The sequence below is a fragment of the Actinomycetospora chibensis genome, from assembly GCF_028737215.1.
Classification (GTDB): domain Bacteria; phylum Actinomycetota; class Actinomycetes; order Mycobacteriales; family Pseudonocardiaceae; genus Actinomycetospora; species Actinomycetospora chibensis.
This window is the reverse complement of sequence record NZ_JAQZAM010000036.1, coordinates 18802-34337: the sequence shown is the minus strand read 5'-3', so window position 1 is coordinate 34337 and position 15536 is coordinate 18802. Positions and strand designations below refer to the sequence as shown.

Sequence of the window (15536 nt, the reverse complement as noted above, 5' to 3'; positions counted from 1 at the left end):
GCAACATCGTCTGCAACGACATCCTCAACGACAACCTCAGCGGCAACAACGTCGCGGTGAGCGTGCTCGGCGGCGCGCTGCCCATCTGAGCTCGGTGAACCTCTGACGGCATCCGCTGCGGCGAACGCCACCAGAACCTCGCGACGGCCCGGCCCACCGATCGGTGGCCGGGCCTTCGTGCGTCTCGGCCGCCGGGGCACCGGACTCCATGCCACGTTCGGGGGGTTCGCGCCGCGAGAGGTAACGCTGCCGTCACGTCCTCGTTGGGCCGTTCGGAACGTGGGCGATGTGCTCCCCGGCCAAGCCGCCCACCCCGCTCCCCCGAGACACCTGGAGTCCTTGTGCTGAAGAAGATGGGCGTCGTCACCGTCGGCGTCGCCGCCGGCCTGATGGTCGCCGCGCCGTTCGCCTCCGCCACCGAGTCGGGTCACGACGGCCACGGCAAGCACCACGGCGGGTCCTCGGACTGCAACGTCACCGGCGGTTCCGCCGAGGCCAACGGCGGCATCGACGGCGACTCGGTCCTGGGCAACGCCCTCGTCCAGGCCCCGGTGGGTGGCGCCAACGCCCTCAACATCGTCTGCAACGACATCCTCAACGGCAACCTCAGCGGCAACAACGTCGCCGTGAGCGTGCTCGGCGAGGAGGCCGCGCTGCCCACGCCGGACGCCGAGGTCTCCGAGGCCCCCGAGGTCTCCGAAGCCGCCGAGGCGCCCGAGGCGCCCGAGGCGCCCGTCGACCCGATGACCGTCGACGTTCTCTGAGCCTCGGCCCGAGGTCCGCGCCGGCCCGGTCACCGTTCTCGGTGGCCGGGCCGCCGTGCTCCTCGGCCGAGAGTTCCTCCGGGGACATCCCCCGTTCGGGGACAATCCCGCACGTCGAGATCACGAGGACGTCACGGCCTCGTTGAGTCCTCCGAGGCGTCGGTGCCGCGCTCCTCAGCTCTCCGGCCCATCGCCTGTTCCCCCGACAGACCTTTAGGAGTTCTCGTGCTGAAGAAGATGGGCGTCGTCACCGTCGGCGTCGCCGCCGGCCTGATGGTCGCCGCCCCGTTCGCGTCCGCCCAGTCGGAGGTCGACGAGAACAACAACGTCACCTCCGAGGGCAGCAACGTCGGCGTCGACACCGGCAACGTCATCGGGCAGGGCAACGGCCAGGGCAACACCTTCAACGGCGTCGAGGTCCCCGGCCTGCCGGACGCGCCGTCGCTGCCGAAGCTCCCGGCACCGAGCGACTTCTTCCCGGAGCTGCCCAGCCAGTTCGAGCTCCCGAGCATTCCTGCCTGAGGCACGACACCCGCACACGAAACGGGCCCGGTCCACCGACACGGTGGACCGGGCCCGTTTAGTGTGTCCGGGGGTCAGCGCCCGGCGGGCACCGCCGCCTCGTTCGGCACGACCGGCTCCGCGGGGTCGGTCCCGTCGGGGACGACCACGACGGGGCAGGGCCCGCGGGTCCACAGCGCCCGGTCGGCGCTCGGGGCGGCCAGGGCCGCGAGCGCCCCGTCGCACGGAAGGCCGACGACGACCGCCCGGGCGTGGTGACGGCGGGCGACCGCGACCAGCTCGCCGCCCACGTCGCCGTGGGTGCCCACCGGGGCGAGCGTCTCGGAGCTCACCGGCGCACCGGGACCGCGGGCCTCGCGCGCGGCGGCGAGGGAGCGGTCGAGGGCGCCGCCGGCACCGTCGTCGGCCGCCGCGTCGTCGACGAGCGCCCGTTCGGGCACGTGCACGACGACCAGCGGCGCGTCCAACAGGACCGCGAGCCGCCCGCCCGCCGCGGCGACCGCCGGGGCCTGCGGGGCCCCGTCGACCGCGACGAGGACCGGACGGGGTGCGTCGTCGGGCTCGGTGTCCTCGGTCGTCACCGCGTCCTCCCCCGTCTCGACGGCGCGCAGGAGCCGGTGGGCGGTGGACAGCACGAGGATGCCGACCGCGACCACGGCCGCGCCGACCCAGAACGGGGTGTTCGGCAGGAACGCCTCGGCGAGGAGGCCGGCGATCCACGGCGCGAGGCCGCCGCCGAGGAAACGCACGAAGCTGTAGGACGCCGACGCGACCGGGCGCTCGACCGGGGCCACCGACATGACGGCCTGGGTGACCAGCGTGTTGTTGAGCCCGATCATGGCGCCGGCGACGATCACCGCGCCGATGACGACGCCCGGGGTGTCGTTCCAGACCGCGATCACGAGCAGGTCGACCGCGAGCAGCCCGAGCACGAAGTAGAGGACCCGCACGGTGCCGAAGCGGCTTTCCAGCGCGGGGGCCACGAACACCGCGAAGATCGCGACCAGCACGCCCCACGCGGTGAAGACGGCGCCGAGGCCGAGCTCGGACAGGTCGCCCATCGAGTAGGGCGAGTACGCGAGCAGGGTGAAGAAGCCCCAGTTGTAGGCGAAGGCGGTCACCGCGATCGTCGCCAGGCTGCGGTGGCGCAGCGCCCGGATCGGGTCGAGCAGGCCGATCTTCGTCGCAGGCTTCGGTGTCTTGTCCAGCAGCACCAGCGTCGCGATCAGCGCGATCGCCATCAGCACGGCGACGCCGAAGAACGGAGCGCGCCAGCTGACCGAGCCGAGGAGGCCGCCGACGAGCGGGCCGAGCGCGATGCCGACACCGAGCGCGGTCTCGTAGAGGATGATCGCGCCGGCGAACCCGCCGCTGGCCGAGGCGACGATCACCGCCAGCGACGTGGCGATGAACAGCGCGTTGCCCAGCCCCCAGCCGGCCCGGAAGCCGACGATCTCGCCGATGCTCCCCGATGCGCCGGCCAGCGCGGCGAACACGACGATGATCGACAGACCGGTCACGAGCGTGGCCTTGGCGCCGATGCGGCTGGAGACCCAGCCGGTCACCAGCATGGCCACTGCGGTGATGAGCAGGTAGCTGGTGAACAGCAGCGAGACCTGCGCGGGCGTGGCCGCGAGCTGCTGGGCCAGCGCCGGGAGGATCGGGTCGACGAGGCCGATGCCCATGAAGGAGATGACGCAGGCGAACGCCACCGCCCAGACGGCCTTCGGCTGGCGGAACGGGCTGGCGGTGGGGGACGTGCTCACGACGCTCCTCGCGAGGGTGCGGCTCGGGTCAGGCGTGACAGCGCCCCGGCGGCCGCGTCGACGGCGGCGCGCTCGTCGGGCTCGAGGTGGTCGAGCAGCTCGGCCAGACGCGCGGCGCGCCGGGTCCGCCGCGCGATGAGGACCTCGCGTCCCGCGTCGGTCAGCGTCACCACGACCGCCCGGCCGTCGCTCGGGTCGGCGCCGCGCGTGGCGAGACCGTCACGCTCCAGGCGGGTCACCAGCGCGGTCATGCTCGGCTGGGTCACGCCCTCGCGCACGGCGAGGTCGGAGAGACGCTGCGGTCCGTCGCGGTCGAGCGTCGCGAGCGTGGACGCGGTCGTCAGGCTGAGGTCACGCCCGGCGGTGGAGCGGATCGCCCACGCCGCGAAGGTGTCCAGCGCGGCCGCGGTGGCCAGGCGCTCGTCGGTCGGTGCCGTCACCAGGCCGTTGTATCAGCTAACTATATTGTCGGTCGATGTGTCGGCGGGCACGGAGCCCGAGCGGCTCATGAGCCGAAGGAAAGGACCGAGTCCGACCCCTCGGAGTCGCCGCCGCCGAAGGACAGCAGCGACGTCGCGCCGTGCACGGTCGAGCCGAGGCCGCCCACGACGCCGCCGAGCAGGCCGCCGCCGCCGGAGCCGCCCGAGCCGCCGCCGTCGTCGCTCCCACCGCCGCCGGAGCCCGAGCCCCCGGACGAGGCCGTTCCCCCGGAACCGCCCGACCCGCTGCCGGAGCCGCCACCGTCCGCGCCGCCACCACCGCCGGGGGCGGAGCCCGTGGACCCTCCGCCCGAGGCGCCGCCGCGCGCGGGGATCGCGACGTCGCGGCCCGATGAGGTGCGGGCGACCTCTTCGCCGCCCGCGGTCGCGCCGGCGCGGGTCGCGCGGCCCGAGGCCGGCGCGTCGTCACCCCGGGAGCCCCCGCTCCCGGTCCGGGCACGGCCGATCGTGCTGCCGGGAACACCCTCGGGGACGACCGACCCGTCCGTGGCAGCGAGGTCGAGAACGGTGACCGGCGCCGGAGCGAGACCCGGCCCGAGCGGGGGCGCGACCGCCGGCGCCCCGGCGCCCCCGCCGACGCTCGGCGGCCCGAGCGGCGCGTCGGAGCTCGCCGGGCTCATCACCACGGACCCGACACCGATGGCCCCGACGGTGGCGACCAGCGGGAGCGCGCCGAGCGCGACCCGGGCACGACGTGAGGACGCCGCCGACTGGTGCCGTCCCATGTCTGGCTCTCCGTCCGCTCGTGAGGTCCGGCGTGCACCACCGATCGAGTGAGCACTCCTCCGGACCGCTCAACGGACGTGACGTCCGGAGGTTACGAAGGCCGTCGCGAGGACTTGAGTCCACCGATGAGGTGAATCGCGATGCCCCGCATGCGCCGGGTGGCCGCGGGACGCCCGGTGGCCACAGACTGTGCCCCCGCCGTGGTCGTCGACGTGGAGGTCCCCCACCGTGAAGCAGCTGTCCGGTCTGGACTCGGCCTTCCTCGATCTCGAGGACGACCACCAGTTCCTGCACGTCAGCCAGCTGTTGATCCTCGAGCGGCCCGACGACCCCGACTTCGCGCCCTACCCGGCCTGGCGTCGCCAGCTCGCCGACCGGCTGCACCAGCTCGAGCCGTTGCGGCGGCGGCTGGTCGAGGTGCCGTTCGGGCTCGACCATCCCTACTGGATCGCCGACCCCGACTTCGACCTCGACTTCCACGTCCGCCACAGCGCGGTGCCCCCGCCCGGCACCGACGACCAGCTCGACCAGCTCGTGGGCCGGCTGATCGCCGCGCCGATGGACCGTGAGCACCCGCTGTGGGTCTCGCACGTCATCGAGGGGCTCGCCGGAGAGGACGGCGGAGCCGACCGGTTCGCGATCCTCACCATGATCCATCACAGCGCGGTGGACGGAGCCGCGGGCGCGGACCTCCTCGAGCTCATGCTCGACGACGTCCCCGACGCCGAGCCCCCGAGCCACGCGGGCGAGTGGACCTCCGAGGAGCCGCCCTCCACCGCGGGGGTCCTCGCCCGCGCCGCCGCGCACGGGCTGCGTCGCCCGGCGCGCGGGCTGCTGCTCGCGGCACGGGCCGGCCAGAGCGTGGCCCGGGCGAGCCGCAACCCCGCGGTGATCGACCTCGCCGACAAGGTGCGCGGGAGCCTGCGGGGCCCCCTGGGCTCGGTGCTCAACGTCGGCCGCGAGCGCGATCCCGAGCACGACCTCCCCCGCCTGCCCCCGCTCGTCACGCCGCCCACCCCGTTCAACGCCCCGGTCAGCCGCTACCGGAAGTTCGTGCACCGCACCCTCCCGCTGGCGGAGGTCAAGGCCGTCGGGAAGGAGGCCGGCGCGACGATCAACGACGTCGTGGTGTCCCTGTGCGGAGGCGGGCTGCGACGGTGGCTGCTCGAGCGCGGTGAGCTGCCCGACCAGCCCCTCACCGCGATGATCCCGGTGTCGCTGCGCGAGGGTGACGAGGACGAGCAGTGGACCAACCGGGTGTCGGCGACCGTGGCGGCGCTGCCCACCGACATCGACGACCCGCTCGCGCGTCTGGGCGCGGCGCACGACGCGCTGCGCGTCGCCAAGCAGGTGTTCGCCGCGTTACCGGGCGAGCTCACGCCCGACGCGGCGGGGCTGGGCGTGCCCGCCACCGTCACCGCGGTGAGCCGCGCGCTGACCCGGTGGAGCACGGTCGCCCCGGCCCCGTTCAACACCGTCGTGTCCAACGTGCCGGGACCACGGGAGCCGCTGTACCTGGGCGGCGCCCAGATGACCCACTACATCCCGGTCTCGGCGGTCGCCGACCCGGTGGGCCTGAACATCACGGTCCAGAGCTACGTCGACCAGCTCGACATCGGGCTCCTGGCCTGCGCCGAGCTGATGCCCGATCTCCACACGCTCGCCGACGCCGTCGTCGAGGAGTTCGAGGCGCTGCGTGCGGCGGTGCGGGGCTCCGGAAACGACGCCGGGTGAGCGCCCGCGAGCGTCTCGCGGACCTGCTCGTGGTCCCGCTGCCGCCGGACGACGGCGCGCCGTGGATCGACCTGGTCGAAGGTCGTCCCGGCTCGCGGGGTCGCGTCCAGGACCTGTGGGAGACCGGCGGTGGTGCCGGCGCCTACGACCGGCTCCTCGCCGCGGGCGACCGGTTCGGCGGCGCCGTCCCGGGGTTCGCCGGCGGTGACCTCGTGCGCGACTTCTACGACGTCGCGCGACGGCTCGACCTCCTCGAGGGCGACACGGTGCTCGACCTGGCCTGCGGACCCGGGACGCTCACCCGCCACCTCGCCGACGCGGTGGGGCCGCGCGGGCTGGTCGTGGGCGCCGACCTCTCCCCGGCCATGCTCACCCGCGCGGCGAAGGCCGTCACCGCGGAGAACGCCGTCCTCGTCCGCGCCGACGCGATGTCGCTGCCGTTGCGCGACGCCGTCGTCGACGCCGTGTCCTGCTCGCTGTGCCTGCACCTGGTGCCCGACCTCGACACCGCACTGATCGAGATCGCGCGGGTGCTGCGACCGGGCGGCCGCCTCGCCGCCGCCGTGCCCGGCCACGCGCCCGGACCGTTCCGGTTCACCACCGAGCTCCTGGCCCGCGGGGGTCAGGCCCGCCTGTTCCGCCGCGGGGAGCTCGCCGACGCCCTCGTCCGGCACGGCTTCGTGCGCGTCTCGACCCCGCACGACGGGCTCATCCAGATCGTGGACGCCGTCGCCCCCGGAGCACCGCCCCCACGAGGGTGAGGACGCCGGTCGTCGCCGCGACGACCCCGAGCGCAGCGACGACGTCGCTGGGCCGGTGCCAGCCGGCGACGATCGTCGCGACCCCGGCGAGGCCGGTCACCGCGAGCGCGGCCAGCCCGGCGAGCGGCCGGAGCAACCGCGGCACGACGAGCACGAGGGCGACGCCGAGCGAGGCGACGAGCGTGACATGGCCGCTGGGCAGGGAGTTGCCCTCGGTGGAGTCGGGGCGGACGAGCCCGGCCTTGAGGAACTGGGTCACCACCTGGGCGCCGACCACGAGGGCGACCACCGTCAGGGCCCGATCGCCCCGCCCGCGAACGAGCGCGAGGCCGGCGAGGACGACCACCGCCAGGCCCACCGAGGGGATGCCGACGAGCTCGAGCACCCCGAGGCCCTCGCCGCGCAGGCCCAGCCCGGTGGCCGTCCGCAGCACGGCGTCGTCGAGGGCCCGGCCGGTCGGGTCGAGCACGGCGACGACGTAGGAGCCGATCACCGCCGCGATCCCGAGGAGCACCGCGGTGCCCGCAGCGACGGTCCCCCCGCGCCTGTCGTTCCGTGCCGGCGCATCGAGGAGAGGCTCCGTCGGGGCGGTCGCGAGGGTGGTCATGATCCCCACGGTCCGTGCGGCGGGTGTGGTCCGGCTGACCGCGGCCTGTGCGGGGCCTGAGAAGCGAGAACGGCCGGGCCCCCTGCCCCGGGGCCCGGCCGTCGTCGCTACGTCGCCGCTTACGCCCGGTAGGCCTCCACCGCGCGGGCGTACACGACCACGTTGTCCTCGTAGCTGCGGACGTCGGCGTCGAACTCCCCGCCGCAGGTGATGAGGCGCAGCTCCGGGCCGCTGGTCGGCCCGTAGACCTGGGCGGTCGGGAACGCGTCCTTCGGGACCATGTCGACCCGGTCGACGGCGTAGACGACGGTGACCCCGTCCTGGCGCTCGACGAGCACCTGGTCACCGGCCTCGACCTCCGCGAGGCGGGCGAAGCCGCCGTCGACCCCGCGGTAGTTCACGTGCGAGGCGTAGACCGCCGGACCCCGCTCGCCGGGTGCCGCGCCGCCCGCGTAGTGGCCGACGGTCGTGGCGTCGCTCGGCACCTCGAGGCGCCGGTCCTCGGTCTGGCCCAGCTCGGTGAGCTGCCGGGTGTCCACCCCGATCGACGGGACCTGGAGGTTCGTCGTGCCGGAGGCCTGGAGCGGCAGCGCAACGGCCGTGCGCTGCGCCGGCAGCGCGACGCTCGTCGGGCCGGTCCGCTGCGAGGGGTTGCCCATCACGTAGGCCACCACGAGCAGCAGCCCGAGGACCGCGACGACGGCGATCGCCGCCTTGGTGGTCCCGTGCGTGCCGGTCTTCTCGTCCTTGCGGTCCATCACGGTGCCCATGGGATCAGCCCTGCCGCGCGAAGCGCCGGACGAGGGCCAGGCCGGTCACACCGAGGCCGCCGAGCGCGCCGGCCGCCAGCGCGACCTCGACACCCGAGGCGCCGGAGTCCGTGCTGCCGTCGCCGGTCGCGACACCGCCGACGGGGTAGCTGTCGTACACGACGGTCTCGACGTCGTCGCCGTGGGCGTTGGCCTCGCAGGCCTCGCCGTCGTCGTCACGGTCCAGACGGAACGGGTCCGAACGGTCCCAGTCGAGGATCGCGTTGGCCTCGTCGTAGGTCAGCTCGTCGCAGTCGACGTCGTAGCGGTGGTGCCAGTAGGCGCCCCACCACTCGTACGACACGTGCGTGTTGACGAAGTTGATCGTGGTGTTGTACTCGATCACGGTCGGGCAGAGGTGCTTGACCACGTCACGCAGGTGCTCGAGGCAGACGTGCACGTCGGTCGTGTCCAGACCGCGGCAGAAGTCCTGCAGCTGGTTGCTGAGGTTCCCGAGGCCCGACGTCCCGGCGGGGAACTTCAGCTGCGAGATCGCGTTCAGGCAGGCGTCGTTGACGTTGTCGAACTTGCCGTCCACAGGCTGCGGGATCGTCGGCAGGTTCGGGAGCCCGATCTTGTTCGTGCCAGGCAGCAGGTTGTCGATGTCCTCCTGCACGTCCGGGACAGCGTCCTTGATGTCGTCCTCGGTGGCTGGCGCCTCCTGCTCGGCCGGGTCAGCCGGGTCAGCGGAGTCCGCCGGGTCCGCCGGGTCGACCGGGTCAGCGGAGTCCGCCGGGTCGACCGGGTCGACCGGGTCGACCGGGTCCGCCGGGTCAACCGGGTCGACCGGGTCCGCCGGGTCCGCCGGGTCCGCCGGGTCCGCCGGGTCGACCGGGTCCGCCGGGTCGACCGGGTAGACCGGGTCGACCGGGTCGACAGGGTCCGCCGGGTCGACCGGGTCCGCCGGGTCGACCGGGTCGACCGGGTCCGCCGGGTCGACCGGGTCCGCCGGGTCGACCGGGTCGACAGGGTCGACCGGGTCGACCGGGTCGACCGGGTCAGCGGAGTCGACCGGGTCAGCGGAGTCCGCCGGGTCGACCGAGTCAGCACTGTCCGCCGGGTCGGTCACCAGGACGCCGTCGTCGCAGACGCCACCGGTCCAGGTGTAGCCGAGCGCCTCGCATTCCGCTTCCGTCGTCGCACTGGCCACCGGCGCCGCGAGCGCGAGCCCCGGAGCCATCACCGCCAGCCCCACGCAGCCGGCCAGCACGACCGCGGCGCTGCCGCTGCTCCGTCGACCCTTCATCGGTACTCCCCTTCAGTGCGCTCGCGGCCGAGTGCGTTCAGCCGTTCGCTCTACGCGTCGCACGGAGGGTCACATCCATTACCCGTTCCCCGAGATCTCCCCCCAACCCTCCACAGATCCACTCGAATGGCTGACGTAGCGGGGTCGTCAAGGCTTCGACGAGAGGTCCCGGTAGGCGGATCGACCGCCTGGCCTCGGCGGACGAGAGCCACCTCGACACTCCCGCCTCGCTGGCGGAAACGCCCTGAGCTCCCGTGGAGATCCGGTCCCCCAGGAGCGGGAGCGCCTCCGGACCGGACCGGAGCAATCACGCTCTGTCGTCGGAAGGGCCTGCGCCTGTCGAGGCGTCTGGACGTCGCGAGCCTCCACCGACCTACTGACGCGTACCCAACATGCGGCTCCGGCGTTACATCGTTCGGGGGAGTCGCCATGGGTCGACGACCTCGATCACGTCGGGACGAACGAATCGGGTCGGGACATGGCGAACGGACGTCGGCGCGCGGTCAGCGCGCTGGTCGGATTGATGGCGGCGGGCATGATCTCCACGGCGGGGACCGCCGCGGCGGACTCCCCGATCGACATCTTGGACCCGGGCGGCAGCATCGGTGACGTGGTCGGGGGCATCGTCGACAGCATTTCCGGCGCGCTCGGAGGCAACGGCTCGCTCCCGGAGATCCCGGAGCTCCCGCTGCCGGGCACCGGGGGGACGACCACCACGACGCCGACGACCTCGTCGTCCTCGCACCCCACCACCGAGACGGAGACCCACACCGTCACGCTGCCGCCCGTGGTCTACGGCCCGGGCAGCACGTACTACCACTACGTCCCGCCGGTGCGCTCGGCGTTCGACCTCGACTGCTGGGACTTCGCGGACACCGCGGACGCCCAGGCCGAGCTGATGCGGGATCCGTCGGACCCGAACAACCTCGACGGGGACAACGACGGCCAGGCCTGCGACTGGGGCGTCGGCGGGCCCCGGCACTACACCGGCTACCCCGTGGGCGGCATCGCCGCCGGCGACGGGTCGGACTCCGGCCCCACGCCGGGCCAGGTGATCTTCCTGGCGATCGCCGGCATCGGCGCCGGCGCGGGCGTCGTGCGGGGCCGGCAGATCGTCCTCGCGAAGCGCGAGGCCGTCTGAGGTGGCCGCCCCCGAGGCGCCGCCCGAGGGCCCGTCGCGCGGTGGCGGGCTCTTGGACAAGCTGACCGGGCGCGTCACCGCGCTCGTCCTCGTCGTGCTCGCCGTCGGCGTGCTCGTGGCGTTCCTCAACTCCGGCGAGGAGGACGAGGGGCCGCGGAGCCGGTCGGTGCCGGTGGCCGAGCGGGTGTCGGTGCCGACCCCCCTGGCGCCGGCGCAGATCACCGGCGTCGACGCACCCTCGATCGGCATGGCCGCGGCCGACACCACGACCCTGGGTCTGCGGGACGACAACTCCCTCGACGTCCCGCGCAGCGCGACGACCGTGGGCTGGTACGAGCGCAGCGCCGTCCCCGGGCAGCGCGGGCCGTCGGTGCTCGCCGCCCACGTCAACTTCCGCGGCGAGGCGGGCGCCTTCTCCCGGCTCGGGGAGATGCGGCCGGGCGAGGCGGTCGAGGTGCACCGCGACGACGACACCACGGCCGTCTTCACCGTCGACCGCGTCGAGCGCTACGCGAAGGACGCCTTCCCCACCGATGCCGTCTACGGCCCGACCGACGACGCCCAAATCCGGTTGATCACCTGCGGCGGGGTGTTCGACGAGCGCACCCGCAGCTACGAGGACAACATCGTCGTCTTCGGCCACCTCACCGGCGCCTACCGCCCGGCCTGAGCCGCAGCGATCCGCCCCGGCGGGGCGCGTCGTCCGGGCTGCACACTGTCGTGGGTGCATCCTCGACGACGTGTCCGGCCGTCTCGTCGCCTTCGTGCTCGCGCTGCTGGCCGTCGGCGTGCTGGTGGCGGCCGTCGGTGGCGGTGGTGGCGGCCCGGAGGAGACGCGCACCGCGGCCCTGGCGCCCGGTGAGCGCGCCCCGGTGCCCGTCCCGCTGCCGGAGGCGGACGTGACCGGCGTGGACGCCCCCTCGATCGGCCTGTCCACCGAGGAGACCACCGACCTGGGCCGCAACGCCGACGACTCCCTCGAGGTGCCGCGGGACGCCGGGACCGTGGGTTGGTACGAGGAGAGCGCGAGCCCGGGCGCGGTCGGACCCACCGTGCTCGCGGCGCACGTCAACCTCGACGGCGAACAGGGCGCGTTCTTCCGGCTCGCACGGATGCCCGCCGGCGCGACCGTCGAGGTGCACCGCGACGACGACACCACGGCCGTCTTCGTCATCGACCGCGTCGAGCGGTACGCGAAGTACACCTTCCCCACCGAGGCCGTCTACGGGCCGACCCCGGACAGCCAGCTCCGGTTGATCACGTGTGGCGGGGTGTTCGACCCCGCCGCCCGCACCTACGAGGAGAACGTCGTCGCGTTCGGCCACCTCACCGCGGCGTACCGGTCCGGCTGAGCCCCGGGGAGCCGGGCGAGGGCCGCGCGAACCCGGGGGGAGGGTCCGCACGACCCCCGCGATGACCGGCCGAGCCGGTGGCCGAGGGTCCCGGGGCGTGGCGCGAGGCACGTTCAGGACATCGGTGCTTCCAGGTCGTACACGGTGCGCCCTCCGACGTCGATCGGCGTGAAGTGAGTCTGTACCCAGGTACGGATTTGAGCACTGTCGCCCCGGAGGTCCCGTTCGCCAAGGTCTCCGGAGCCCTGGTCACCGATTCGGGGGCCGTTGCCGCCGCCTCCGGGACCACCGCCCTCCACGTAGTAGCGCACCTGCCCGGAGGCGACGTCGGCCTGGAACTCGGCGAGCGTCGGGGCGGGGTCGCTGCCCATGAACCCGCCCATCGCCATCACCGGGACACCGGACGCGAGCTGGAGCGACGCCGCACTCATCGCGCCGGTGGTGGCGGCCGCCCAGCGCGTGCCGGCGCCCTGGAGCAGGGAGACGAGCGCCGGCGAGGTCGGCTCGCTCTCCGGGCCCCCGGGGGGCGCGTCGCGCGGAGCGCCGGCGTCACGGCGTCCGCCGGTCATCCCGCCCGCCCCGCCGCCTGGGCCGGCGCTGACGACCGGGCCCTGGTGCGGCGTGACGGCGGTGTCCGCCGCGAACGCCGTGGAGCCGCCGAGCACGGCGACGAGCGCCGCGATGACGCCGACCGTCGCCGTCCGTCCCCACCGCTCCGGCGGGACGAGCAGCGCCACGGTCCCGAGCACCCCGGCGACGAGCAGCACCCAGCGCGCCCACGGCATCCACTCGTGCTGGGCGAGGATCACCGCGCTCCACAGCGCGGTGCCCGCCACCACCACCGCGAGCACGACCCGAGTCCAGCGCTGCGATCGGCGTCGCCACAGGACGGACGCACCGACGGCGGTCGTGAGCACGATCCCGGGCGCCAGGGCGACCGCGTAGTAGGGGTGGATGATCCCGCTCATCGCGCTGAAGACCACGGCGTGCACGAGCGTCCAGACACCGCCGAGCAGCAGGAGCCCGCGGGTGCGGTCGGTGCGCGGCGCGCGACGCAGGGCCCAGAGCGCGGCGACGAGCAGCACGAGCGCCGCAGGCAGGAGCCACGACGCCTGACCCGAGAACTCGGATGTGAACAGGCGCTGGACGCCCGGCGCGCCACCGAAGCCGCCGGGACCGCCCATGCTTCCCGGGGGCATGCCCGCCGGCGCGCCGCCTCCGAGGCCGCCCGGTACGCCCGGTCCGAGGCCTCCCGGACCGCCTCCCGGACCGCCGCCGGGGCCACCGTTCGGGCCACCCCCCGGGTTGCCCTCGGTGCCGAGGATGCGGCCGAGACCGTTGTAGCCGAGCGCGAGCTCGAGCAACGAGTTGGTCGTCGACCCGCCGATGTAGGGGCGTGAGGACGCGGGCCAGAGTTCGACGAGTGCCACGTACCAGCCGGCGGAGACGACCACGGCCGCGCCGCCCGCGAGGAGGTCGCCGATCCGGCGCCACGGCCGCGACGGCGCCACGACCAGCACCGTCAGCGCGAGGGCCGGGACCACGAGGAGCACCTGGAGCTGCTTCGTGAGGAACCCGAGGCCGACGAGGGCACCGGTGGCGACGAGCCACCAGGTCCCGGCGCGGCGTCCGGCCGCGTCGACCGACCGCGTCGTCGTGTACGCAGCGGCGACCATGGTCAGCACGAGCATCGCGTCGGGGTTGTTGAACCGGAACATCAGCACCGCGACCGGCGTCGCCGCGAGCAGGGCACCGGCGGCGAGCGCGGTGCGCGGGCCCGACCAGCGCCGCACGGTGAGGTACAGCAGCCCGACCGCGGCGACGCCCATGAGCGCCTGGGGGGCGAGCATCGACCAGGAGCTGAACCCGAAGATCCGCCCGGACAGCGCCATGACCCACAGCGAGGCCGGCGGCTTGTCCACCGTGATGAGGCCCGGCGCGTCGAGGGCGCCGAACAGCCACGCCTTCGGCGACTGCGTGCCGGCCTGGACGGCTGCGGCGTAGAAGGAGTTCGCCCAGCCCGAGGCACCCAGGTTCCACAGGTAGGTCACCGCGGTCGCCGCGAGCAGACCGAGCAGCGCCGGGCGCGCCCAGCGCGGGTCGTCGGCGCGCCCGCGCCACGCGCGACGGGGCCACGAGGGGTCGGGCGGCGGCTCGCTCGGCGGGGTGGTCGGTGCGGCGACGTCCGGGTCGGTCGCGGTGCTCATCGGTGCTCCGGGTTCGTGATCGACGGAGGATTTCGGACGCTGGTGTCTTTCGGCGCCACGCCGCTGACACGTCGTCACCCCTGCTGGCGGCGCGGGTGGAAGACCCAGGCGCGGTAGGCGACGAAGCGCAGGAGGGTGGCGACGAGGTTGGCGAGGACGAGGACGGCGAGCTCGATGCCGTGGCTCGCCGCCGGGGCGAGGGCGCCGAGCAGGGCGAGCGAGCCGGACGTCAGCGCCAGGCCCAGCCCGAAGACGACGAGGCCCTCGACCTGGCTCCGTCCGGCGTGGCGGCGCCCGCGGATGCCGAAGGTCAGCCGGCGGTTGGCCGCGGTGTTGGCGACGGCGGTGATGACCAGCGCGAGCAGGTTGGACACCTGCGCGGGCATGGCGGTGCGGAAGAGGGAGTAGAGCAGCAGGAACGCCAGCGTCGAGACGATCCCGATGGCTGCGAACCGCACGATCTGCGCCGTCATCCCGGGCGCCACCCCCGCCCTCTCGTCGGCCCTCTCGTCGGCCGAGCCGATCTCCGCGCGCCCGAGCTCCCGGCGCAGCTGCGCGACCGGCAGCGCGCCGGTGGCCAGCGCTCGGCCGACGCGGGCGACGCCCTTGAGGTCGGCGACCGCGGTGGCCACGACGTCGACGCGCGAGTCCGGGTCGTCGACCCAGTCGACGGGCACCTCGTGGATCCGCAGCCCCGAGCGCTCGGCGAGCACGAGGAGCTCGGTGTCGAAGAACCAGCCCGTGTCCTCGACGAGCGGCAGCAGCCGGCGAGCCACGTCGGCGCGGATCGCCTTGAAGCCGCACTGCGCGTCGGAGAAGCGCGCCCGCAGCGTCCCGCGCAGCAGGACGTTGTAGCAGCGCGAGATCACCTCCCGCTTCACGCCGCGCACCACCCGCGACGAGGGCGCCAGCCGCGAGCCGATCGCGAGGTCGGAATGCCCGGAGATCAGCGGGGCCACCAGCGGCAGCAGGGCGTTCAGATCGGTGGACAGGTCGACGTCCATGTACGCGAGCACCGGCGCGTCCGACGCCGACCACACCGCCCGCAGCGCCCGCCCGCGGCCTTTCTCGTCGAGGTGGACCACGGTGACCTCGGCGAACTCCTCGGCCAGCGCCTCGGCGACCGCCAGTGTCGCGTCGGTGCTCGCGTTGTCGGCGACCGTGATCCGGAACGGGTAGGGCAGCGCGTCGGTGAGGTGCCGGTGCAGGCGCCGGACGCAGGGGCCCAGGTCGCGCTCCTCGTTGAACACGGGGACGACGACGTCGAGGACGGCGGTCCCGGTGGCCTCGACGGGCTCCCGATGGGCGCGGGAGGACGGGGTGGGGATCGTGGTCGCTGCGGTCATGATCGCAGCGTCGGCCGCGTCCGTGGACGGGCCGTGTGCCGGACCTGTGGGCGAG

15 protein-coding genes are annotated in these 15536 nt (G+C 74.2%); 7 read left to right on the top strand and 8 right to left on the bottom strand.

Features of this window, described 5'->3' with window-relative positions; translation table 11 throughout:
• Nucleotides 1-341 precede the first annotated feature (341 nt).
• Both PH189_RS29550 and PH189_RS29545 read left to right on the top strand, forming a co-directional pair.
• Nucleotides 342-764, top strand: coding sequence for a hypothetical protein (locus PH189_RS29550; RefSeq protein ID WP_274192447.1), 423 nt, complete (start codon nt 342-344; stop codon nt 762-764).
• A 225-nt stretch (nt 765-989) separates the two neighbouring features.
• Nucleotides 990-1286, top strand: a complete 297-nt coding sequence (locus tag PH189_RS29545) for a hypothetical protein (protein WP_274192446.1) — start codon at nt 990-992, stop codon at nt 1284-1286.
• A 74-nt stretch (nt 1287-1360) separates the two neighbouring features.
• Here the strand turns inward: PH189_RS29545 and PH189_RS29540 are convergent, their stop codons facing one another.
• The 3 genes from PH189_RS29540 to PH189_RS29530 form a co-directional block, all read right to left on the bottom strand.
• The gene (locus PH189_RS29540; protein WP_274192445.1) at nt 1361-3052 is read right to left on the bottom strand and encodes an MFS transporter; all 1692 of its coding nucleotides are present in this window, start codon (nt 3050-3052) and stop codon (nt 1361-1363) included.
• Entirely contained in the window at nt 3049-3492 is a 444-nt protein-coding gene (locus PH189_RS29535) for a MarR family winged helix-turn-helix transcriptional regulator (RefSeq protein ID WP_274192444.1), read from the bottom strand. The genes PH189_RS29540 and PH189_RS29535 overlap by 4 nt, the downstream gene beginning before the upstream one ends.
• Before the next feature lie 65 nt (nt 3493-3557).
• On the bottom strand, nt 3558-4277 hold the full coding sequence (locus PH189_RS29530) for a hypothetical protein (protein ID WP_274192443.1): 720 nt from the start codon (nt 4275-4277) through the stop codon (nt 3558-3560).
• 229 nt (nt 4278-4506) lie between these two features.
• Between PH189_RS29530 and PH189_RS29525 the strand changes: the two genes are divergently transcribed.
• On the top strand, nt 4507-6012 hold the full coding sequence (locus PH189_RS29525; protein WP_274192442.1) for a WS/DGAT/MGAT family O-acyltransferase: 1506 nt from the start codon (nt 4507-4509) through the stop codon (nt 6010-6012).
• On the top strand, nt 6009-6773 hold the full coding sequence (locus PH189_RS29520) for a methyltransferase domain-containing protein (RefSeq protein ID WP_274192441.1): 765 nt from the start codon (nt 6009-6011) through the stop codon (nt 6771-6773). The genes PH189_RS29525 and PH189_RS29520 overlap by 4 nt, the downstream gene beginning before the upstream one ends.
• Here the strand turns inward: PH189_RS29520 and PH189_RS29515 are convergent.
• From PH189_RS29515 to PH189_RS29505, 3 genes are all read right to left on the bottom strand, one after another.
• Nucleotides 6721-7380, bottom strand: coding sequence for a phosphatase PAP2 family protein (locus tag PH189_RS29515; protein ID WP_274192440.1), 660 nt, complete (start codon nt 7378-7380; stop codon nt 6721-6723). The two genes, PH189_RS29520 and PH189_RS29515, sit on opposite strands and share 53 nt — an antisense overlap.
• A gap of 119 nt (nt 7381-7499) precedes the next feature.
• On the bottom strand, nt 7500-8150 hold the full coding sequence (locus PH189_RS29510) for a class F sortase (protein WP_274192439.1): 651 nt from the start codon (nt 8148-8150) through the stop codon (nt 7500-7502).
• A 4-nt stretch (nt 8151-8154) separates the two neighbouring features.
• Nucleotides 8155-9435: a hypothetical protein gene (locus PH189_RS29505; RefSeq protein WP_274192438.1), complete on the bottom strand. Its 1281-nt coding sequence runs from the start codon at nt 9433-9435 to the stop codon at nt 8155-8157.
• 478 nt (nt 9436-9913) lie between these two features.
• Between PH189_RS29505 and PH189_RS29500 the strand changes: the two genes are divergently transcribed.
• The 3 genes from PH189_RS29500 (at nt 9914) to PH189_RS29490 (ending at nt 11928) form a co-directional block, all read left to right on the top strand.
• Complete coding sequence (locus tag PH189_RS29500; protein WP_274192437.1) at nt 9914-10576, top strand: hypothetical protein; 663 nt, start codon at nt 9914-9916, stop codon at nt 10574-10576.
• 1 nt (nt 10577) lies between these two features.
• Nucleotides 10578-11246 carry a class F sortase gene (locus tag PH189_RS29495; RefSeq protein WP_274192436.1) on the top strand — a complete coding sequence of 223 codons (669 nt, stop codon included), beginning with the start codon at nt 10578-10580 and terminating at the stop codon, nt 11244-11246.
• A 70-nt stretch (nt 11247-11316) separates the two neighbouring features.
• Entirely contained in the window at nt 11317-11928 is a 612-nt protein-coding gene (locus PH189_RS29490; protein ID WP_274192435.1) for a sortase domain-containing protein, read from the top strand.
• Nucleotides 11929-12041: 113 nt separating this feature from the next.
• Here the strand turns inward: PH189_RS29490 and PH189_RS29485 are convergent, their stop codons facing one another.
• Together PH189_RS29485 and PH189_RS29480 are read right to left on the bottom strand one after the other, a co-directional pair.
• Nucleotides 12042-14135, bottom strand: a complete 2094-nt coding sequence (locus PH189_RS29485) for a glycosyltransferase family 39 protein (protein ID WP_274192434.1) — start codon at nt 14133-14135, stop codon at nt 12042-12044.
• 74 nt (nt 14136-14209) lie between these two features.
• Nucleotides 14210-15481 carry a bifunctional glycosyltransferase family 2/GtrA family protein gene (locus tag PH189_RS29480; protein ID WP_274192433.1) on the bottom strand — a complete coding sequence of 424 codons (1272 nt, stop codon included), beginning with the start codon at nt 15479-15481 and terminating at the stop codon, nt 14210-14212.
• Nucleotides 15482-15536 lie beyond the last annotated feature (55 nt).